General features: G+C 48.6%; 19 protein-coding genes. 3 read left to right on the top strand and 16 right to left on the bottom strand.

Going from position 1 to position 22,196, the window contains the following annotated elements:
- Positions 1–41: 41 nt before the first annotated feature.
- The 13 genes from JFT56_RS02375 to JFT56_RS02315 all read right to left on the bottom strand — a co-directional run bounded on the left by JFT56_RS02375 (position 42) and on the right by JFT56_RS02315 (position 14,496).
- Entirely contained in the window at positions 42–1,262 is a 1,221-nt protein-coding gene (locus JFT56_RS02375) for a type II secretion system F family protein (RefSeq protein ID WP_198782129.1), read from the bottom strand.
- Positions 1,263–1,264: 2 nt separating this feature from the next.
- A complete protein-coding gene (locus JFT56_RS02370; protein WP_198782128.1) occupies positions 1,265–3,025 on the bottom strand; it encodes a GspE/PulE family protein in 1,761 nt (586 codons plus the stop codon).
- Positions 3,022–4,161 (bottom strand): tetratricopeptide repeat protein, encoded by a 1,140-nt coding sequence (locus JFT56_RS02365; RefSeq protein WP_198782127.1) that lies wholly within the window; start codon positions 4,159–4,161, stop codon positions 3,022–3,024. The genes JFT56_RS02370 and JFT56_RS02365 overlap by 4 nt, the downstream gene beginning before the upstream one ends.
- Entirely contained in the window at positions 4,158–5,096 is a 939-nt protein-coding gene (locus JFT56_RS02360; protein ID WP_198782126.1) for an ExeA family protein, read from the bottom strand. Before JFT56_RS02360 ends, JFT56_RS02365 begins: the two co-directional genes overlap by 4 nt.
- Before the next feature lie 6 nt (positions 5,097–5,102).
- Complete coding sequence (gene mshL / locus JFT56_RS02355) at positions 5,103–6,785, bottom strand: pilus (MSHA type) biogenesis protein MshL (RefSeq protein ID WP_198782125.1); 1,683 nt, start codon at positions 6,783–6,785, stop codon at positions 5,103–5,105.
- 14 nt (positions 6,786–6,799) lie between these two features.
- Entirely contained in the window at positions 6,800–7,117 is a 318-nt protein-coding gene (locus tag JFT56_RS02350; RefSeq protein WP_198782124.1) for an MSHA biogenesis protein MshK, read from the bottom strand.
- Positions 7,104–7,754 (bottom strand): MSHA biogenesis protein MshJ, encoded by a 651-nt coding sequence (locus JFT56_RS02345; RefSeq protein WP_198782123.1) that lies wholly within the window; start codon positions 7,752–7,754, stop codon positions 7,104–7,106. Before JFT56_RS02345 ends, JFT56_RS02350 begins: the two co-directional genes overlap by 14 nt.
- Positions 7,751–8,350, bottom strand: a complete 600-nt coding sequence (locus JFT56_RS02340; protein WP_198782122.1) for a PilN domain-containing protein — start codon at positions 8,348–8,350, stop codon at positions 7,751–7,753. Before JFT56_RS02340 ends, JFT56_RS02345 begins: the two co-directional genes overlap by 4 nt.
- The gene (locus JFT56_RS02335) at positions 8,350–9,228 is read right to left on the bottom strand and encodes an MSHA biogenesis protein MshI (protein ID WP_198782121.1); all 879 of its coding nucleotides are present in this window, start codon (positions 9,226–9,228) and stop codon (positions 8,350–8,352) included. The genes JFT56_RS02340 and JFT56_RS02335 overlap by 1 nt, the downstream gene beginning before the upstream one ends.
- A 240-nt stretch (positions 9,229–9,468) precedes the next feature.
- A complete protein-coding gene (csrD, locus tag JFT56_RS02330) occupies positions 9,469–11,373 on the bottom strand; it encodes an RNase E specificity factor CsrD (RefSeq protein ID WP_198782120.1) in 1,905 nt (634 codons plus the stop codon).
- Between the two features lie 175 nt (positions 11,374–11,548).
- Positions 11,549–12,793 (bottom strand): malic enzyme-like NAD(P)-binding protein, encoded by a 1,245-nt coding sequence (locus tag JFT56_RS02325; protein ID WP_198782119.1) that lies wholly within the window; start codon positions 12,791–12,793, stop codon positions 11,549–11,551.
- 480 nt (positions 12,794–13,273) lie between these two features.
- Positions 13,274–13,486 (bottom strand): 50S ribosomal protein L31, encoded by a 213-nt coding sequence (gene rpmE / locus JFT56_RS02320; RefSeq protein ID WP_063883331.1) that lies wholly within the window; start codon positions 13,484–13,486, stop codon positions 13,274–13,276.
- Positions 13,487–13,644: 158 nt separating this feature from the next.
- Positions 13,645–14,496, bottom strand: coding sequence for a FimV/HubP family polar landmark protein (locus tag JFT56_RS02315; RefSeq protein ID WP_198782118.1), 852 nt, complete (start codon positions 14,494–14,496; stop codon positions 13,645–13,647).
- 104 nt (positions 14,497–14,600) lie between these two features.
- Between JFT56_RS02315 and priA the strand changes: the two genes are divergently transcribed.
- From priA to JFT56_RS02300, 3 genes are all read left to right on the top strand, one after another.
- A complete protein-coding gene (priA, locus tag JFT56_RS02310) occupies positions 14,601–16,796 on the top strand; it encodes a primosomal protein N' (protein WP_198783477.1) in 2,196 nt (731 codons plus the stop codon).
- 133 nt (positions 16,797–16,929) lie between these two features.
- On the top strand, positions 16,930–18,675 hold the full coding sequence (gene argS / locus JFT56_RS02305) for an arginine--tRNA ligase (RefSeq protein WP_198782117.1): 1,746 nt from the start codon (positions 16,930–16,932) through the stop codon (positions 18,673–18,675).
- 3 nt (positions 18,676–18,678) lie between these two features.
- The gene (locus tag JFT56_RS02300; protein ID WP_198782116.1) at positions 18,679–19,380 is read left to right on the top strand and encodes an SPOR domain-containing protein; all 702 of its coding nucleotides are present in this window, start codon (positions 18,679–18,681) and stop codon (positions 19,378–19,380) included.
- A 100-nt stretch (positions 19,381–19,480) separates the two neighbouring features.
- Here JFT56_RS02300 and JFT56_RS02295 read toward each other — a convergent pair whose 3' ends face one another.
- From JFT56_RS02295 to JFT56_RS02285, 3 genes are read right to left on the bottom strand one after another with little or no spacing between them, the layout of a single operon-like run.
- The gene (locus tag JFT56_RS02295; RefSeq protein ID WP_198782115.1) at positions 19,481–20,422 is read right to left on the bottom strand and encodes an SPFH domain-containing protein; all 942 of its coding nucleotides are present in this window, start codon (positions 20,420–20,422) and stop codon (positions 19,481–19,483) included.
- Positions 20,422–21,357, bottom strand: coding sequence for an SPFH domain-containing protein (locus JFT56_RS02290; RefSeq protein WP_198782114.1), 936 nt, complete (start codon positions 21,355–21,357; stop codon positions 20,422–20,424). Before JFT56_RS02290 ends, JFT56_RS02295 begins: the two co-directional genes overlap by 1 nt.
- 11 nt (positions 21,358–21,368) lie before the next feature.
- The gene (locus JFT56_RS02285; RefSeq protein ID WP_198782113.1) at positions 21,369–21,839 is read right to left on the bottom strand and encodes an NfeD family protein; all 471 of its coding nucleotides are present in this window, start codon (positions 21,837–21,839) and stop codon (positions 21,369–21,371) included.
- Between the last annotated feature and the right edge of the window lie 357 nt (positions 21,840–22,196).

Genomic DNA, 22,196 nt, shown 5'->3' with positions numbered 1-22,196 from the left:
TATTTATATTCCTTCTCGTGGCAAACTTGGGCGCATCACTCTTATTTGCCACCTTTAACAACATTGAGCATATCCCACATCGGCAGGTAGATCCCGAGCGCCAACACCAGCACTATCGCGGCAACAATCCCAATAAGAATAGGTTCTAATTTAGCGGTGAGGTTTTTAAGATCATAGTCCACCTCACCCTCATAGAAATCGGCGGCATCGTTTAACAGTTGGTCTATCTGCCCGGTTTCTTCACCCACGGCCACCATTTGCAATACTAAGGGAGTAAATAACTTACTCTGGTTCGACACCCTAAGCATGGAATCGCCAGACTCAATTCCGCGGCGCATGCCGACAATTTTGTCATGCATATAGGCATTATCCACGGCATCGGCCACTAAACTCAGCGCCTGCGTCATAGGTACGCCAGCACTGAGCATCATGGAAAAGCTGCGGCAATAACGCGACAGAGTCGAACGCTCAATAATGGAACCAACCGCGGGGATATGCAGCTTCCATTTATCCCACTGCTTTTCACCTTTTTCCGTATGGTGCCAATAACGAATGCCAACTATTCCCCCCACCAATGCCACTAACATCAGGGCCCAATAATTAACAAAAAGATTCGATGTTCCAATCAACACCTTAGTTGCCCAAGGCAAATCAGCACCGAAACGGGAAAACATTTCGGCAAACTTAGGGATCACCATAATATTTAAGATCACCATGGCGATGGTGATGGCGATCAGCACAAATATTGGATATCGCATGGCCGCCTTAATCCGGCGGCGGGTTTCCTGCTCGCGCTCAATATAACCAGAGAGCTGGATAAAGGCATCCTCTAACTTACCGGTGTTTTCCCCCACATGCACCATAGAAACAAACAGAGAATCAAAGACATCGGGATGTTGATTCATCGCCGATGATAAAGGGCGCCCTGCGGTAAGCTGCTCGGAAATATCATTGAGGGCATCTTTCATCCGCTGGGAATGGGCGGTTTCAGATAATCCCGCAATGGCCCGTAGAATAGGAATGCCGGAGCGAGTCAGGGAATACATTTGCCGGGTAAAAATTTGCAGTTCATCTAAACCGACTTTGCTATTAAAAAGCTGGGCCAATGAGAATGATCGCACGGCCTTAGCGACTTTCACCTCGAGGGGGATAATGCCACGGGCTAAGAGCATATCTGCGGCGGCACTTTCCGAGGTCGCATCGAGCTGCCCGGTAACCGACTGACCCTGCCCACTGCGTCCACGGTATTGATATATAGGCATAATTACGCCTCAACGCCTTGTTGGCTCATCATATCCTTAGATAAGGGGATCTGTGATTCACTCACATCCTCCACCAGCTTCGCCACCTCTTCAATGGTGGTCATGCCTTCACTCAAATATTGTAGTGCCGATTCGGCAAGCGGGGTAAAGTTAGGGCTCTGCAGGGCGGCGTGGGCAAAATCCTGTGGGTTGCCCGAGCGCATGGCATCAATCATATTTTCATCCAGCTCGAGGATTTCAAAAATCCCGATCCGGCCACGATAACCGCTACCGTTACAACTTTGGCAACCTGTGCCGATTCTAAAGTTTGCCGCCGAAAAATCTTTACGGCTCACACTGCTAAGCCAGGCCTTTTCCTGCGCACTGGGCTGATAGTCGATGCCACAGTTATGGCAAACTCGGCGCACTAAACGCTGGGCAATAATCACCCTTAAGGCACTCGCCACTAAATAACTGGCGGCGCCCATATCGAGCAAACGCAGCGCACTGGTGACCGCATCATTCGTGTGCAGGGTGGATAATACAAAGTGGCCCGTTAAGGCACCGCGCAAACCAATCTCGACGGTTTCTTGGTCACGCATCTCCCCGACCATGATAATGTCCGGGTCTTGGCGTAATGTGGTGCGCAGTACGTTAGAAAAATCGAGTCCAATCTTATGATTAACTTGAACTTGGTTAATACGCGGTAATTGATATTCGACCGGGTCTTCCACCGTAATGATCTTACGATCGGCGGTGTTAAGCTCACTTAAAATACCGTATAGCGTGGTGGTTTTGCCGCTACCCGTAGGCCCAGTCACGAGCAACATCCCGTGGGGGCGTTTAATCTGCTTACGAATACGCGCCAAAATATGCTCTGGCATCCCCGTTTCGTTTAAAGTCAGCAAACCCGCCGATTGGTCGAGTAGACGCATCACCACAGACTCGCCGTGATAAATCGGCATAGTCGACATACGGACGTCAATTTGGTGGCCCTTAATTTCCATATGGAAACGGCCATCCTGTGGCAAACGTTTTTCAGAAATATCGAGGCCAGCCATTAACTTAAGCCGCAGGACTAAGGCGGCGGCGATATTCACTTCATTCAGTATCGTTTCATGCAACTGGCCATCGATACGCTGGCGAATACGTAGGGCTTTATCACCGGGTTCGATATGGATATCCGAGGCGCGCATCTGTACCGCATCCTCAAAAATCGACTGTAGCAACTTAACGACCGTGGTTTCATTATCGCTGTCGCCCGAGGTTAAGCTTGCCAAATCAAACATTTGGTCGGCTGCATATTCCTCTTCGAGCTTGCCCGCGATTTGCGCAATCTGATCCGTGCGGCGATATAAATTATCAAAGGCTTGCAACAGTTGCTGTTCGGGCGCCACCGCTAAGGTGAGCTTTTTCGGCGCGACAAGTATTTCTAAGTGATCGAGTGCCTGCAGATCCGCCGGATCGCTCATCGCGACTAGCACGCTGTCACCCCGATCTTCCACCGCCAGTGCGCGGAAACGCCGCGCCTGCACTTCGGGAATTAACTGCACCACCTCTGCGGGAATAGGACGCTTACTAATATCCAGTAGCGGCAAATTCAGCTGCTGTGACAGAAACTGCAACAACTGATGCTCGGTAATAGAGCGTAGATCGATAAGGGTTCGGCCCAGTTTGTGGCCCGTTTTCCGCTGTTCGGTGAGGGCCTGCTGTAGCTGCTCCTCGGTAATAATAGATTCTTGAACTAACAGATCGCCCAAACGCATCTTTAATCTGGGTTTCATTGGCTATCTCCTAGTTGGTTTAATCGTTGTTCTATAAAAGCGGTGGCCTGCATTGAGAGCCCAGGATGGCTTAATGCGCTGCGATAGGCTTGGCTGGCTTGAGCAAATTGCTGTTGTGAATCCAGTGCATAGCCTAAGCCCATCCACCATTTCCCCTGCTGTGGCTCCAACTGCAATAACTGCCGATAGGCCTGTTCTGCCAAGGTAAATTGACCTTGTTTTTGGGCTAAATCGCTCTGCGCTAACCATTTCTGCCGCGCTAAAACATGGCTATCGGGAATGTTCGCTAGGCTAGTTAAGGCTGACACTGTATCTCCCATCGCCTGCTGCACGCGGGCTAATAACAGCGTGAATTCAAATTCTTGTGGATATAAGAGCCAGCCTTGCCGTAATACTTGCGCCGCATCGGATAATTGTCCCTGTCCATAATGCAGTGCAGCCAGCTGTTTGCGCGCTTCGTGTAGGCTGGGATCTAAATTTAACGCTTTACTATAGTGCTCAATCGCCTTACTCCAGTCTGCTCGCTTATCTGCATCGGTCGCCATGATAAGTTGTTTTTGGGCTAATTGAGCTGGTGTGAGTTTGACTTCCGTCACCGCCATTTTGCCAGTGGCTTGCACTGGTTCAACAATAGGCTCGGACATTGGGGTGGGTTTATCTTCGTCAACGAATTGAGACTGGGGCTGGATTTCGGTTTTGGTGTCGATTCCGGTTTCAGTTTTAGTGTCGATACCAAGAGCCGCGTCCGATGCGGGAACCTGAGCCACGAGATCAACAACAGGCACTGCGGTATCAACAGCGGACACAGTTGCATCGACAGGGGGCACAGTTGCTGATGACGCGGGTTCTGTAGTCGCTATTGGCTGTGATGCTTGCAATTGCGGCTGTGGCTGTGGCTGTGGCTGCAGCTCTAATTGCGGTTGCGGTTGCGAAACAACATTCTCCTGTTTGTTTATCCCTTGAAAGGCATAAACCGACAAAGCCCCGAGAAGCAGGCAGACCACAGCGATCAACCAACCTTTTTTGGAATGCCCACCGCGCCCCACATATTGCATTTGTGGCGAGGTAATATTAGAAAGCTGATGTCCCTGCTGGCGCTTATCTAGGTCCTGCAGCATCTTGTTAATCACGCTCATACCCTATTCCCCCACAGTTGCAGGAGATCCACACCCGAGACAGTGATCGCAAAAATTAGGGCCGATAGGACAACAAAGGCCAGAGCGAAATAAGTTCGCCATTTCCACGTTTTGAATCCATCTCGGCTCGCATCTTCGGTGTCTAAAATGGCACCACGCACGTGGGAAGCCTGTACTTTGGTCGCGCCCTCACCAAAGCTTAACAATAAAGACTTGTGAGCTAATATATTGATCAATCTAGGAATACCTCGGGATGAACAGGCGATTTTCCGGGTGAGTTTGGCGTTAAATAAGGGTTCACCCGCCCGCCCTGCAATCGCTAATCGATGGCGAATATAGGCATCGACCTCATCCCATGTCAGTGGGCGCAGGTTATAGCTGAAGGTAATACGTTGGCGTAGCTGTCTAAACTCTTGCCGCTTGAGTCTGTCATCCAGCTCCGGCTGCCCAAACAACACCACTTGGAGCAATTTACGGCTCTCGGTTTCAAGGTTAGTGAATAATCGTAGGGCTTCGAGGCTGTCATCGGGTAGCGCTTGGGCCTCATCGAGCACTAATACGATCGAGTGTCCGTGGGCACTTAAGGCAAGCAACTGCTGCTGGATCAGCCCTGTCAGCTGCTGCTGATCCATATCGGCAGCGTATTTTAGACCGAGTTCATTGGCGACCGCCCAGCGCAGTTCGGCGGGCGAGAGATAGGGATTCGGCAAATAAGCACAGTGGAATCCCGTCGGCAGTTCATTAATTAACTTACGACAAATTAAGGTTTTACCAGTACCAACCTCCCCGGTGACCTTGATAAAACCCTCGCCCGTTTGCAGCGCCATTTGCAGCACTTGCAAGGCTTCCACGTGTGGCGATAACCCGAAAAAAAATCCGGTGTTAGGTGTTAAGGAAAAAGGGGTTTGGCTTAGGCCAAAATGCTTCAAATACATAGAAGCTTACTTATTCTCCGGATACCAACGATCGAGTAAGGTCTTAGACCGCTGTAACTCATTCTTCCAAGTGTCGCCGCCAACCACTGTCGGCTTGAGCAAAATAATCAGCTCAGTTTTCTTTTTCTGTTTACTGCGATTTTTAAAGAGTTCGCCCACAAATGGGATATCCCCCAGCAAGGGCACCTGTGAGACGACCTCAATATTTTCACTCTTCATTAAACCACCGATCACGACCACATCGCCTGAGGAGGCGCGGATCACTGTATCGGATTCACGAATTTCACTCTGTGCCAATGGCAGTTCTAACGAGTCTGAGCTGACTTTAATTTCCTTTGTCTGCTCTTTAACATCGATAACCGATGGATGAACATGCAGCAACACGTTACCGTCTTTATCAATTTGCGGGGTGACATCGAGGGCGATACCCGAGAAAAACGGCGTTAATTCAACCTGTGGTGTCGTTACTGGCGTTGTCCCTGCGACTGTGGTTGAGGATACATCGGTGACAAAATACTCATCAGTGCCGACTTTAATCACCGCTTTTTGATTATTAGACGCAGTTACCCTTGGGCTGGAAAGCACATCCACATCCCCTTGGGTATCTAACAAGTTGATCATAGTTGCGAAATCAGAGCCTTTGATGCTAATTGAGGTTACCCCCCCAATGGCGGATGTGATCTTATCGCTTAAACCGGGGCCCGCCGAGGTGCCAAAATTGATATTGGTATTGCCCACATGGCCCAAGACGTTTTCCCACTGGATCCCCTGCTGATAACCATCGGACAGGGTCACTTCTAAAATTTTAGCCTCGAGGATCACCTGGCGCTGCAGATGACTTTCGGCCGAACTTAAAAACGTACGCACCTGACGTAGCTCATTTGGATAAGCACGGATCGTCACTAAACCGGCCTGCGGCGTCACGACCACTTGGCGACCATTACCCGTGTCACCGATAATCGCCGTTAGCGTCTCCTTCAATTCTCCCCAAAAGTCCGTCTTAGTGCGGGAGCGAATAAAAGTGCCGTTGGTACTGTCACTGTTATTGCTGCTCGAGTTGCTGCCATTATTCGAATTATTATTCGAGCTATCGTTGAAATTACTGTTGTTCGAGTTGCTATTAGAGTTGCCGTTGTTCGAATTATTATTGTCAGAGATCCGCCCAGAGCTAACCGAAGTCAACGACAGGCCATCACGCTCCATATACAAGTAATTCAACGGGAAGGTTTCGGTACGCATTCCCGCAGGAAATACCCTTAGGACTCGGCCTTCTCGGCTCACTTCATAGCCGTAAATATCTTCAACAACTTGAATAGCTTCACTTAAGGTAACGCCTTTAAGGGAAAGAGAAATAGTGCCTTGTACATCTGGGTGCACGGCGACGCTCAGGGGCGTGCCTTGTACTAAGCTCGGGAAAAACACTTTTGCGTCCACATCATGGGCCGACACATCGAAGCGCCGCTCGGTTTCCATCGGTGGAGTTAACCCCGCCATCAGCGCGCCCGAATTAAGCTCACGTTGCACCGCATCAGGCATGGTTGCCGGTGGAGGTGGCGTTGCGGGTTTATCCGCAGCCACCATGGACGCCTCGAGTTCAGCCTTTGAGGCTTCAGGTTGTGGCCTATCTGTGGTTTGGCATGCCAACAGACAAAGTGAGAGTAGAGGTGTGAAGTATTTAATCGCTGTCATCTGAGTTGTATTCCCTATCTCTCTGTTATTGCTTGGAACAATGCCAATTTTCGTCCATCGGAAAGTGCTACAGCCGAAGGCGTGATGCGTACAACAGTCACTCCTTGAATGCTGTCACCGACGGACAATATTTTATTATTGATCACGGCGTAGGCCGTATTACCTGAACTGACTATGCTATTTAACACTAAGGCTTGATGATGGGTTTGGCCGCCATGGCCGGCGCTGGAAAATCCTTTACCCGGTAAGGTCGGATCGCGCAAAGCCTCAGCCGAAACGCTAGAAGCAATACATGCTAATGCAATGAAAATATAAGGCTTATTTAGCAACACTGATAAAGTCCTTATTAATACTCAAGGTATAGAGTTCGATATCTATGCTTCCCTTTGGATAATCGGCGACCTTGTAGTCGAGTCGTTTCCAGTAAAGCTTGTCCGGCATAGCCTCAACCGCCTCAACGAAACGCAGCACAGAGAAGTAGTCCCCTTCGAGACTCATGCGGATCCCATGGCTGTATAAATTCAGCTTTTTCTCTTCCCCTACGGCCAAAAGCGGCACAGGGGCGATCGAGGTAAATTTCAGTAGCTTTATCCCTTGGATCTGTCCGAGTAAGTTGCTCAATAACTCTGGCATATAATCTGCGGGTACCATGTCGACCATTTGCTCATTGAGCTGCGCATCTATGTCTTGATTTTGCTGTAGTAGCAAATTGAGTCGCTGCTGATAATCTTGATTGGGATCCATAGCCAAACGCTGCTGATACAGCTCAAGCTGTTGTACTGATATGCTATTTTCCTGTTCAAGGGTCTTGAGCTGCTGGCTTATGCTGCTGTGGTTTTTCCACAGTGATTCTAATGGCATAAAGCCCAACATCCCCAACAATACAAATACCGCGACGGCGATCAATACCCGCTCACGCTGACTCAATACATCAAACTTCTGGCCTAAGCTCTTGAATATCGCTTTCATCGAGTGGGCTCCACAGGCGTCTCACTCGTTAGCGTAAACGCTAAAGGCTTATCCTCACCGCGATCCATTGTCATAGAAGAAAATGCTTGTCCTTTCAATGTACTGGTCGTTTTTAATTTACCAACCCACAGGGGAATACTCTGTGGATGATCGGCAAAACCCTCAAACATAAAGTGCTGCTCATTAATGGCGATGCGACTTAACCAAACACTGGCATCGGAAACCCGCGCGAGATCCTTAAGCACAGGTCCAAAACCTCGGCTCGTGAGGGATGTGCGCACCGCTAGTTCACTCATTAATAATTGTTTTAACTCTAATTGCTGAGACTCCAAGTCGACCCGTGCCACTAGGGCGGGATCGGGTTTACGGGCGGCAATTTGCGCTTCGAGTTCAAGCTTTTGTTGATCGAGCTGTTGTTTTTGAATGCTGGCTTGTTGCAAAGCAAATTCGGATTGACTCAATTGCCAGTAGCTGTAGGCGCCCACAAGCAGGCAGAGCAAAACCAACCCTGTGGCATAGGCCATTAATGTAGCGAAGGTGAGCCTCTGCTCAGGCGGTAGTAATGTTGCAGAATATAAATTGACTCTGGATTTCATTACTCGGCACCTCGGGAAAATTCACAGAAGGCTAATCCCGCCATTCGAGCTCCGACAGTGCTTTTATCGATAACATTGACCGCTTGATTAAAGTTTGCCGAAACTAACTTAGCTAACGCATCAACGGCACCATCGGCCAATAATTCGATAGAGGCCACTGGCGCTTGCCTGAGCTGGCTCTCAAAATAATCCATCGAACGTTGAATTTCTAAACTGAGATTATCGGCAAGGCCATAATGGAGTTGATCAACATCGGTTTTATCCAACTGCATAAAGCCGCGGACCCGGCGCTGCATATAGAGTTGCCCCTGCTTAACCACGGTCAGGAGCAATTCCTGGCCAGTATGATGACTGACAATGAGGCGCGCTTGGTTATCATCGATAAATAAGTTAGTCATAGCTAACTCTTCAATACTGATCCCCGCGACGCTAAGTCCTTGCCCATGAATCGCTTGTACTAGGTTGACTAAATAGTCTTTTGTCACCACTACGACACTGATTTTATTGCTGGGTAACGGAGGCTCAAAATAATCTAAATGGATCTGTGGCACCGGAATAGTCACCATATCTTTGATTGACCACAGCAGTGCTTGGGGCAGTTCTTCGGCATTCACATTGGGTTTATCGGCGACCAATAATTGGTAACAGCTACTCACGAGTACGATTTGCAGCCGAGCATTCGGGAAGGTACGGGCCAGGGCCGCAAAGGCCGTTTGCCATTGCTCATTTTGCAGTTCAAATGATAGCCATTGCTCCGCCATATCGTCGGTGGCGGGGGCGTAAACCCACAGCTTATCAGTACAGACATAGACACCGAGATCTATTGATGTCGCTTTCTTCTGCCAAAAGGCTAATCGACTAATGAGTCTTTTATCCATAAAAATGCCTATAACCTGATGAATTGAAAAGCTAGAGTCACAAGTTCGCTAATGCTGAGTTACCTGAAAAAACGATGGTTCATGAGGCGCTGTAATGCAAATGGGGAGCTCATCAAATCCACCGTCATAATTTTGGCACATGCTAGTCTAGCCGCTAATCTGTGAATTTTATAGAGAAATACGCCAAATCAGGCCTATTCTTCCACAAGGATCACAAGAGTTAGTCAAAATCCTCTCCCGTTACTGCGCCTCAATAGGGTCACTAAAATACATGCCTTGGGCCATACCTACACCGAGGATCTGCAGGGTTTGCCACTCTTCAAATACTTCAACTCCCTCGGCGCACACTTGCACTTCGGTGCGATATAAACCACCGATCAAGCTACGTATAAACAATTGATTTTCTGGACGTAAATGAATATGGCGCACGATAGATCTGTGCAACTTAATCATATCGAAGTGACATTCTCTAATATAGTAAGTCCCAACGACCTGTTGGCCCACATGGTCAACACAGAGGCGAGCGCCCATCTTACGTATCATATCGAGCTTAGGTTGCAGCTTTTCCTGATGGTGGATAACTATGTCTTCAGAGACTTCAAAAATCAGCTGTGGTGTAAGGTGGCGATATTCCAACAGAGTGGTTTTAAGCCATTGGGTAAAAGCGCGGCTCATTAGGGAGTCTAAGCTCAAATTCACGCTATAAACTTGGTTTGCATGCTGCGCGCTACTCAAGAGAGCCAAGACCCGCTCCATCATCTGCCGCTCAATCTGCGGCATTAATCCACATTTATTTGCCATTGGGATAAAGAGCGTGGCACGGATTAATGCACCTTGATTATCCCGCGCACGAGTAAAGATTTCCCTATGGTGTTCAATCCCGTCGGAATCGATAATCGGCTGGCTAAAGGGGTAAAAACGCCGTTGCACTAAGGCATTTTCTAAAAAGCTTCGCCAGCGAACAGAGCCCTTGGCAAACTCTTCATCTATGGCTCCCTTATCGTACATAAACCAATTACTGTTCCCCTGTAATTGTGCGGCACGCAGTGCCATATCCGCCTCGTCGATCAACTGGGCCGCATTGTCACCCGCCGTAAAATAGGCACACCCTAAGTGAAAGAAATTATCGCTATTTTCCACATCTGGCAGGGGTTGGCTTAGGCAAACCTTCAACAGCTTACTGGCGAGTTGATCGGCCTCTATTAACGAGATTTGCGGCACGACTATGGCAAACTGATTGTGGGAGCGGCGGGCAAAAATACTATTTGGTTGGCTTTGTAGGATCTGATTAATACCGTTGACTGTGGCGCTGAGCAGATCCTTTGCCACTTGTTCACCCTTAGCCTGCTGCAACAGATCTAAATCATCCATCTCCAATAGATAAATGACGCCGTGGGCAACCATGCCTTGATCATGACTTAAAGCATCGAGGCGATTATTTAAGAAGAGCCGATTCCCTATGCGGGTTTCGGCATCGAGGAAGGTATTGGAACGAATAAACTTATCGAAACGGCCACGTTCTTTTTGAGCGTCCTGCAATTCTTCAAGCAGTTTCGTCAGCGCGCGATTAATCAGCCTAGGCTTACCCTTTCCCGGCGTGGCGAGCGCCTGTTCGTGTTTGCCCTGCAGAATTAAACGACTGCGCTCGGCAAGCTCCTCTATGCCATCCAACTGTTGGGAAAACCAAGAATACCCCAAGCGGACTAAAGCCATTACGGCTAATAAGCCAATCCCTAGGATCAATAATTCATACCAACTCACACTATAATGCGCGAAGGGTTGCGGCAAGGTGAGTGTCATTCTCAGCCCACTGGGGTCGAGAAGATGGTTATACACCATGGCATTTTGAGCTAACACATTGCCTTTATAGGCAAATAATACTTCGTCGTTCAAGGTTAAACGAAAGTCAACGGCATTATAGGCCAATAACAGCGGCGGCAACCAAGACTCTAACTCCCAATCGGGCTGGGTATGGTAGTGGTTAACGAGCATGGATTCGAGTTCAGACACTTTTTGCTGTTGAAACTTATAGGTCAGCTGTACAAAACCCATCATGGCGCTGAGTAAGAATACAAAGGCGATAGCAGCCAAAGACATCAACCAAAAACTGGTTAATTTTGTAGTTAACATTCGAGTGAATTTCATCGATCCGCTATCCTGCAGAATTATTATAATTATCGGTGCACTCTTAACACGAGTTCAACAAATGCTGCCCTTGATTATTCAGTAGCATAACCTAAAAGGCAACCAAGGGTTTTCATACCTGTAAAAAACAAAAAGAGGCTATTTAGCCTCTTTTGGTGTTTTTACCTGTTTTAGCCTAGTCGGCGTATTGCGGCAGGGTTGGAATGGCCGCAACGCCAGAGTCGATAGCCGCCTGCGCTACGGCGCGGGCAACCTGAGGTAATAGGCGTGGATCCATTGGTTTTGGCAGCACATATTCTGGGCCAAAGCTTAATGAACTGACATTAGGATAGGCTTTTAGCACACTCGCAGGAACGGGCTCTTTCGCTAATGCGGCAATAGCGTGTACGGCGGCGATCTTCATTTCATCATTGATGCAAGAGGCTCGCACATCTAAGGCACCGCGGAAAATAAACGGGAAGCACAGCACATTATTGACTTGGTTAGGGTAATCGCTGCGGCCAGTTCCCATAATTAAATCACTGCGGGTTGCATGTGCCAGCGCGGGCTTGATCTCAGGATCTGGGTTAGAGCAGGCAAAAATCACTGGCTTATCGGCCATCATAGCGACTTCGTCGGCGCCAATCACATTAGGGCCAGAGAGACCTAAAAACACATCCGCGCCTTTAATCACATCCTGCAGGGTACGTTTATCGGTATCATTGGCAAAGAGTGCTTTATATTCATTAAGATCGGTACGGCCAGAATGAATAACGCCCTTAGTGTCTAACATATAAATGTTGGCGCGATTGGCACCACATTTCACAAGCATAGTCATACAGGCGATAGCGGCAGCACCGGCGCCCATACAGACAAAAATAGCATCGCCAATCAGCTTTCCTTGGATTTCCAGCGCGTTGATCATACCCGCGGCGGTCACAATTGCAGTGCCGTGTTGATCGTCATGGAATACGGGCACCTTGCAACGCTCAATCAACTCACGCTCAATCACAAAGCATTCCGGGGCTTTGATGTCTTCGAGGTTAATACCACCGAAGGTATCGGCAATCGCCGCAACCGTGTTAATAAACTCTTCGGGCGTATTGTGGGTGATTTCAATATCCGTCGAATCGATATTGGCAAAATGCTTAAACAGTAATGCCTTACCTTCCATCACAGGTTTAGATGCCAAGGGGCCTAAATTACCTAAGCCTAGAATCGCCGTACCATTAGTGATCACTGCGACTGTGTTGCCCTTATTGGTGTAGCGGTATGCATTGTCAGGATTAGCGGCGATTTCGCGCACAGGCTCAGCCACTCCAGGGCTATAAGCAAGGGCGAGATCGTGACTCGTTTCAGCAGGTTTGGTAAGGCAAACTGCGGTTTTGCCTGGAACGGGGAATTCATGATAATCGAGCGCTTGTTGACGAATATCCGACATTTTAAAATCCTGAAATGCGACATTTATAGGTATGGGAGTAAGGCCTGCGTACTCAATATCACCTCATCAATGGGTGATTTAAACGGTGCGGCAGGTCGGGGTAAGATACGCCAATCGGGTAAATTTTTAAATAAAAGATTGAGAAATTTCGGTTTTGTCCCTAAAAGCCACCCCTAAGCCGAGTTTTATAAACTTACCTTAGCGGATAAGGCACGATTGCCCATTTAAATTTGTAGGAAACAAACATAAATTTTATATAAATAATGCGGTTTACAGCGGATTAATGTGAAAAATATTGGTGAAATTACAATATCTGAGGGGAGTCGCCCTTATCTTATAGTTAATTGCTATAAATAAGTCTATTTGCCGTTTTAAAGATGTGAACCATAGCGCTTTTAGGCTGGAGGCTGTGCGCCCCATTGGGAATCAAAAAGCAAAAAGGCGCCGAGGGCGCCTTTTCTAGAAATATTGCTGTCGCAATTATTTCTTTGCAAGCACTGCGAAGCGCTTGTTGAATTTGTCGATACGACCGCCAGTATCAACAACTTTTTGTGTACCAGTGTAGAATGGGTGACAAGCACCACATACGTCTAAGTGCAGATCTTTACCAGCAGTAGAGTTTACTTTGATAACGTTACCACAAGTACAGTTTGCAGTGATGATAGCGTATGTTGGGTGGATACCTGGTTTCATTGGGGTTACCTCAAAAGTGTAAGGCCATGTCGCTCTTCCAACCCGTAGTCGGACACCACATGCATGTTAATAACAATATGTTTAGGGCGCAGAATGGTACAGTATCACCACGGCGGATACAAGTAGATTATCTGAGCGTTTCACAGATTATTCACGCCCTAGCCACCGCTTTTATCTTCAAATATTGCCTTGGCTTCCCCGGCGTCGGCGTAGCGCGTCAACATCTCCCTGGAGGGGCAATAAAGCGTCGCATTTTTCTTTAAGGCATTAATTTTATTTTTAGCAAAGGCCTTAGGATTCGCATCATAAATCGCCAACATAGCGCCATACACATTCACTTCCCATTGGGCGGCGTAACGATTAGCAATGCGCCACAGGGTTTCATTGGCGGCATAATTGAGCACACATTCCTCCGATGCCAACGCAGTAGACGGACTCGGTTTGGGATTGGAATGGGGAGTGGGAGTGAGTGGCGCATCCATTAATGTACTTTGCCCCTTAGGGCTTGAGGTGGTATTGGTCGTATCTGTAGCGGCAGCGGCGATGGGAGCCATTGCTGTAGGTTCTGCACTAGCAAGAGTAGTTTTAGCCGTGCTACCGACCACAGGCTTAGCCGTTTGAGTGGTGGCAAGTTTCGCCTCTGCCACTTGGGGCTCAGGGGTTTTATCTGCCCCAAACACTGGCAGACTCTTCACCTCAAACCAACGATCGACGCGATATTCCCGCACTAACAGCAGTGCCTTAGGATCGGTAACATCCTCAACCCCAGTCAGCAAAATCAGGAAACGATTCAACTGCTGCGCCATCAACTTTTCTTCCCCCGTGGACTGATGCACCACAAACTCTAAACGCGTCATATCCTGATTATCGGTGATCACGTTCAGCCGCATCTTAGGATAAGCCCCCAGCTCAAACATCCGGCTATTGATACTCACATGGGAGACCTGCGCCACAGCAGTGGCACTGCACATTAAGGCAAGCAGTCCTAATAATCTCGCTATTTTAGTCATTTACTTACTCTCAACTATCCATGGATAAACCGTCATTAGGACTAGCCCTCGCTAGCCGTGCTGAGTACACTAAACCCCATTCCCACTTAAGACTCGCCCAGCATATGTCACTGTTTGTTGAAGTTGCCTTACCTGTGCCTATGCGGCAAAACTTCAGTTACCGCGTTCCTGCGACCTACCAACAAGCTCCCCAAATCGGTGTGCGTGTTAAGGTCCCCTTTGGTCGCCAGCAACTTATCGGTCTAGTCACTGCAATAACAGATAGCTGCAACCTAGAACCCAAGCAAATTAAATCTGTTATCGAATTTATTGACGATACGCCTTTACTGCCAGAATCTCTTTATAAATTAACCCTATGGGCAGCAAGATATTACTTTTGCAGCCAGGGACAAATGCTCACTCAGGCGCTGCCCGTCGCCCTACGTAAAGGGGTAGATGCCGCGCCGCAGACCATCCACTACTGGCAACTCACTGAAGTCGGGAAAAATATCGCGCCCGAGACCATCAAACGCGCGCCCGCACAAAAGAAACTGCTCGATTCACTCAAGTTGGCCAGTTTAACTCAGGAGGATCTCATCAGTTTAGAGATCAGTAAAACCGCCTTAAAAGCCTTAGAAGACAAAGGCTGGATTGAACGTCATGAAAAGCTCGCCGAGCTTAATCTTGATTGGCGCACTGAGCTAGAACTGGATGAAACGCCCCACAGGCTAAATAAAGAGCAGGCGGTAGCCGTCACTATCCTCAATCAGCAGCAAGGATACCACTGCACCCTGCTAGAGGGCATTACCGGTTCGGGTAAAACCGAAGTCTACTTAGCTGTGCTCGAAGAAATACTCAAACAGGGTAAACAGGCACTGATTTTAGTGCCAGAGATCGGCCTGACGCCACAGACCATTAATCGCTTTAAGCGCCGATTTAAGGTCAATGTCGCAGTATTACACTCAGGTTTAACCGATAACCAACGCCTCGAAGCCTGGCGACAAGCCCGCTGTGGCCAAGCGGCAATCATCATTGGCACTCGCTCGGCCCTCTTCACTCCTATGGCGTTTCCTGGGGTGATCATTCTCGATGAGGAACACGACAGCAGCTTTAAACAGCAGGAAGGTATCGGCTACCACGCCCGCGACTTAGCCGTTATGCGCGGACATTTAGAAGCGATCCCAGTGATTTTAGGCTCGGCCACGCCCTCACTCGAAAGTCTACAAAATGCCTTAAGCGGTCGCTATCAGCACTTACAGCTGGGTGAGCGGGCGGGCGCCGCCAAAAAAGTCCGCCAAGGGATCATAGATATTAAAAATTTACCCTTGAAGGCAGGGATGTCGGCGCCACTGATCAACGAAATCCGCGCCCATTTAGATGCGGGCAATCAGGTATTGCTGTTTTTAAACCGCCGCGGTTTTGCCCCCGCCCTGCTTTGCCATGAATGTGGTCACCTTCATGAATGTGACCGTTGTGATGCCTTTTTCACTGTACATCAATCCCTTGGAGAGATCCGCTGCCACCACTGCGGTAACCAATATGCGATCCCTAAACAGTGCCACCAGTGCGGCAGCACTATGCTGATGGGCCAAGGCATAGGCACTGAACAGTTAGCCCAGGCATTAGAGCAAGAGTTTCCCCAATATCCCGTCGTGCGCATTGATAGGGACACCACTCGGCTCAAAGGCTCCCTTGAAAGACATTTAACCGCCATTCATAAGGGGGAATATAAGATCCTCGTCGGCACCCAAATGCTTGCCAAAGGGCACCATTTTCCGGACGTGACTTTAGTGGGGTTATTGGATGTGGATGGGGCTCTCTTTAGCGCCGACTTTAGGGCACCGGAACGCTTTGGCCAGCTCTATACCCAAGTCGCTGGGCGAGCTGGGCGCGCCAGTAAACCTGGCACTGTGTTACTGCAGACCCACCAAAGTGACAACCCTATTTTAAGGGACTTACTGCATCGAGGTTACGGTGAGTTTGCCCGCAGCCAACTCAAAGAGCGGCAACAGGCATTATTGCCTCCGGCTTGGCATATGGTGTTAGTGCGCGCCGAGGCCCATTCAGCCTTAGATGCCGATAACTTTCTCAATGCCTTTGCCGCCCTATTGCCCCAGGATAAAGAGTTTGAGGTCATAGGCCCACTGCCTGCACCACTCGATAAAAAAGCGGGGAAATTCCGCCGTCAGTTAATGTTTCAAGCCAAAAATCGCCATCGCTTGCAACAGGAATTTGAACGCATTCATCCCCTTATCGACCAACTCCCCGAAGCCAAGCGTTGCCGCTGGAGTCTAGATCGGGATCCGCAGGATCTGTTGTAGCTCGGTTATTTGATAAATATTTCAGCGCCATTTAATAAAAAGTCCTTGGGAAGATAGCAATTAAGCACCACAAACGGCTAAAATATGCGGTTATTCCCTGTATTCACTCTTAAAGTTAGTAGCTAATTAATCCATGAAATCACATATCCAATCATTACTTGAACAAACACTCGAATCCTTTAAACAACAAGGCATTTTGCCGGCTGATTTTGAAGCGCGCATTCAAGTAGATCGAACCAAGGATAAGAGCCATGGCGACCTAGCAACCAACTTAGCCATGATGCTAACTAAAGCGGCGGGTAAAAATCCCCGCGAATTAGCCCAGCTGATCATCGACAACCTGCCCGCTTCTGCCTATGTCGCTAAAGTCGAAATTGCTGGCCCTGGATTTATCAATTTCTTCATAGATGACAGCGCACTTGCTAACCAATTGCAGGCTGCGATCCAGGACGAGCATTTAGGGATTAAATTACCCACGCCACAAACCATTGTGGTGGATTACTCTTCACCCAACCTTGCCAAGGAGATGCACGTAGGCCACCTACGTTCGACCATTATTGGCGACAGCGTAGTGCGCACCCTAGAGTTTTTGGGCCACAGGGTTATCCGCCAAAATCATGTGGGCGACTGGGGAACTCAGTTTGGTATGCTGCTGGCCTATATGGAAGAACTGCGCGCCCAGAATGGCGAACAGGCACAGCTTGAACTCTCTGATTTAGAAACATTTTACCGCGCAGCCAAACTACGCTTCGACGAATCGGCAGAGTTTGCCACCCGCGCACGCCAACTTGTGGTCGAGCTACAATCGGGCGACGCCTATTGCAACAAACTGTGGCGCGAATTTAACGACATTTCCTTAAGCCACTGTCACCAGGTCTATGAGCGTTTAGGCGTCAGCCTGACCCGCGCCGATGTGCACGGTGAAAGTGCCTACAATGCGGATCTCGAACAGGTCGTAAAAGATTTAGACGCGAAAGGATTATTGACCGAAAGCAACGGCGCGAAAGTCGTGTTCCAAGAAGCCTTCCGCAACAAGGAAGGTGAAGCCCTGCCCGTGATCATTCAAAAGGCCGATGGGGGTTACTTATATGCCACGACCGATCTTGCCGCTATGCGTTATCGCTCCAATGTACTGAAGGCTGACCGTGTGCTCTACTTTGTGGATCTGCGCCAAGCGCTGCATTTCCAACAGGTTTTTAGCCTGGCTAAATTGGCTAAATTTGTTCGCGAGGATATGTCACTGGAGCACTTAGGCTTCGGCACTATGAATGGTGAAGATGGCCGCCCATTCAAGACCCGCACGGGCGGTGTAGTCAAGTTGGTGGATTTGTTAGAAGAAGCCAATGTGCGCGCACTGGATCTCGTTCGCAGCAAAAACCCCGATATGGATGAAGCTACCTTAGCCGAAATCGCCCGTGTCGTCGGTATTAGCGCGGTGAAATACGCCGATTTATCTAAAAATCGTACCAGCGATTACATTTTCAGCTTCGAACAAATGCTCAGTTTTGAAGGCAATACCGCGCCTTACTTACTCTACGCCTACACCCGTGTTGCAGGTATCTTCAAACGGGCCACTGACGTGGATTTAAGCCAAGCGACTATCGTGCTCGAGCATGAAAAAGAGAAGGACCTAGGTAACAAACTGGCGCAGTTTGGTGAAATCCTTAATCGCGTGGTGGATAAAGGCCAGCCACACGTATTATGTGGTTATCTCTATGAATTAGCAGGTGCATTCTCCAGCTTCTACGAGGCTTGTCCTGTGCTTGCCGCCGATAATGATGCACAACGCGATAGCCGCTTGCTGCTGTCACAACTGACGGCTCGCACCCTACAAAAGGGCCTAAATCTACTAGGTATCGAAACCCTAGAACGGATGTAAGCCATGAGTAATCGCGACTACGCCAACAGAAGACCGCAATCGGGCGCTAAACCGCGCCCTATTCGCGCAACGCGAGCACGGCCAGCCCAGAAGAAGGCTGCGCCGCACAAAAAGCTTCCCCTAGCGTTAATCCTGTTTGCCTTTATCGCTGTGGGCTGTTTTGGCTATTTTCTTTGGAGTATCAAGGACACGGCCAAACAGACCCCCCCTGAGGCGGCAACCGTAAAAACTGAGCCTCGCCCTAAGGCACAGGAACCCGCGGCCACACTAACGCCTAAGGTAAAGGAAACCGAACGACAGGCGGTTGCGGTTACCGTTCCCGTTGATGAACCCGCGGTAGCTGTGGCTCCTAAAAAAGATCCCAATGCTCTGCCACCACAACCCAAGGAAGAATGGACCTATTTGGACGAGCTTGAAAACAAGCACGTTGAAGTGGATATTCCCGATGTTGTGGCAACCCGCACACCACAGCAATATCAATTGCAGTGCGCTTCGTTCCGTCAGGAATCCCAAGCCAATCAGATGAAGGCTGTCATCGCCTTTCAAGGTTTAGAGGCGCAGGTAAGGCAAATCGAAGGCACCACAGGCACTTGGTATAAGGTGGCCCTAGGACCTTACGAAACCAAACGTGAGGCGGAGCGCAAACGCCATGTGCTGCAAAATGCAGGGATCAATGGCTGCCAGATCTTGGCGATTGCCAAGTAATCACGATTAGCTGAAGTAATCTCGATTCGCTTAAGTAAAAGGCCAAATACCTCGGTATTTGGCCTTTTAGCGAAAGCTAGACTCAGAGCTATGGCAAGCGTTATTCCTTACTGCTTTTCTCTTTTAACCCTATGCTATTCATCCAGTAATCAAAATCGACCATATTACCGGGTAGCACCACTCGGCTACTCTTATGGCTTAATCCATCGAGCTGCTTCATATATTGCTCACCCAGTTGCATCCTCAGGGCATTATGGCCACCGGGCGCGGCAATCACAGCGGCCAAGCGTTCAATGGATTCGGCAGTAGCGCGGGATAGGGTTAAGATCTCCTCCGCCTTACCTTCGGCTTCGTTAATCCGGCGCTGCATTTCCCCCTCGGAGCGGTTGACGGTTTCAGCCTTTATCCCTTCGGAGCGATTAATCTTACTCTGCTTATCGCCCTCACTCTTAGCCAATAATGCGCGGCGCTCACGTTCGGCGTTGACTTGCATTTCCATCGCATTTTTAACGGTTTCGGGTGGAGTGATATTTTTAATCTCATAGCGATGCACGCGGATCCCCCACATAGCTCCCGCCTGATCCAGCACTTCGACCACCTTGGCGGAGATCACATCACGCTCCTCAAAGGTTCTGTCTAAATCTAAGGTACCAATCACAGAACGGGTCGTAGTCTGCGCTAATTGAATGGCCGCATAACGGTAGTCGGTAATGCCGTAACTCGCCTTAACCGGATCGATCACCGAGATATAAATAACACCGTCGACCTCCACATTCACTTCGTCGCTAGAAAAACATTCCTGGGGAGGTACATCAATTGTTTCCTCTTTTAAGTCATGTATATAGGCCACTTTATCCACAAAGGGGATCAAGGTATGAAAACCCGCATCTAAGGTGCTGTGATACTTACCTAAACGCTCAACAATATAGGCAGACTTAGTTGGCACTAAACGGATCGACTGGAACAGTTTGATCACAAAAATCGCAAAAATCAGTCCCCAAATCGCCATCACAGCTAAATCGGTATCGAGAGGGATATTCATTAACGTGCTCCTTTATTAACAGAATGTTGGCCGCTCACCGTGTGGGTGACTTGCTCCATGCCTTCGAAGAAACCTTCGAGTTTGGCCATTTCAGCGGGAACGACTGACACTTGTGCATCGCTGAGGATCTTGCCGACTTGGGCGATAAACTGCTCTTTTAGCAGCATATTCATCGCATCATTCCCCCCGTTAACCGCTAAGGCTTGGGAGATCATCGCCATCCCCTCCGACTTAGCCTTGGCAATGATGGCGATTTCCTGCCCCGTGCCTTTGGCTTCGTTAATCCGCTTCTGTTTTTGCCCCTCTGAAATATTGATCGCCTCTTGACGCTCGCCTTCGGACATATTGATCATGGCCGCCTTTTCCGCATTGGCTAAGGTGATTTCCGCACGCTTGCGGCGCTCGGCTTCCATTTGCTTCTCCAGGGTATGGATCACATGGCGTGATGGCGTAATATTGCGAATTTCATAACGCAGGACTTTGATCCCCCAAGGTTCAGAGGCTTTATCAATCTCACGCACTATGGATTCGTTTAAACTGTCACGCTCGGAGAAGGTTTCACTTAAGGTCAATTTACCAATTTCCGATCGCATAGTAGTTTGAGCTAGATTGACTGCGGCCTTGCGGTAATTCTCAATACCGTAACTGGCTAACTTGCCGTCCATCACTTTAAGGTACACCAAGCCATCCACCTCAAGCTGGGTATTATCCTTGGAAATACAACTCTGTGGCGGCACATCGAGCACTTGCTCGCGGGTATCGTGTCGATAGGCAACGCGATCGAAGAAAGGGATTAAGAAATGAAACCCCGGTTGCAATACAGTCCGAAATTTCCCTAAACGCTCGATAACGTGCACCTCACGCATAGGCACAATCAGCATCAATTTATAGAGAATAAAGAGGACAAACAGAATCACTAAGGTAAACACAAACATAGACTCATCCTTTAGTTTTGAGAAGTTGCCTGATTAACAGGCTCAACCACGAGGGCAATGTTTTCACGACAAATAATTCGGACTTCAGTGCCCACCGCAATAATACTGCCATCGCCGAGTGCGGGCCATTCGCTCCCTTGAAACTCGACTCGGCCCGTAGTCTGTCCTGGGCCAATGGTTTGTTTTACGCGGGCGATTTGATTGTAAATATCGAGCTCTTCATCGGTGTTATCTACATGGGAATCGCCACCTACGAGTTTTTGAGTCACTTGCCTGAAGGTTAACAGCAAAACAATGGCCGAAATAAACCACAGGGTCATGCTCTGCACTACGCCTTCCACTAGGCCGATACCCAATGCACCAGCAACGACGAGACAAGCCGCTCCCAGCAACACGACTATACCACCCGGTACCACGAGTTCGGCAAACATCAAGATAAGCCCAATGATCGCCCACACTAAAATTGGATTTGAAAACACCATATTTCCCCCTGAAATGAGAGTGTCCGTTGCTGCACTATAGCAGCAGTATTATTAACATGCGACATAATATGTCATCAATTTATATCGCATCTTAAAATTAATCCCTCAACAGGGATACCATGGCGGTTTAAGCTAAAGGCTGCAGTTGTTCTAAAATTAAGCACAATCAATTCAAAAAGTTAGCGGCATAACCTTCAGCCTAAAAAATTAAAAACAAAAAATAAACTTAAAATCAATGAATTAGATAACTTACATGGCAAGGGTTTATTATGTGATTTTGACAACAACATTCGATAAAAACTTTGAATAAATGTGAATTTTTGCATATATTGCCCGCACTTTTTACCTGGCCCTTTG

Origin of the sequence: Shewanella putrefaciens, from assembly GCF_016406305.1 — a bacterium.
GTDB classification, from domain to species: domain Bacteria; phylum Pseudomonadota; class Gammaproteobacteria; order Enterobacterales; family Shewanellaceae; genus Shewanella; species Shewanella putrefaciens_C.
The sequence above is the reverse complement of the archived record's forward strand: the minus strand, read 5'-3'. Positions and strand labels throughout refer to the sequence as shown.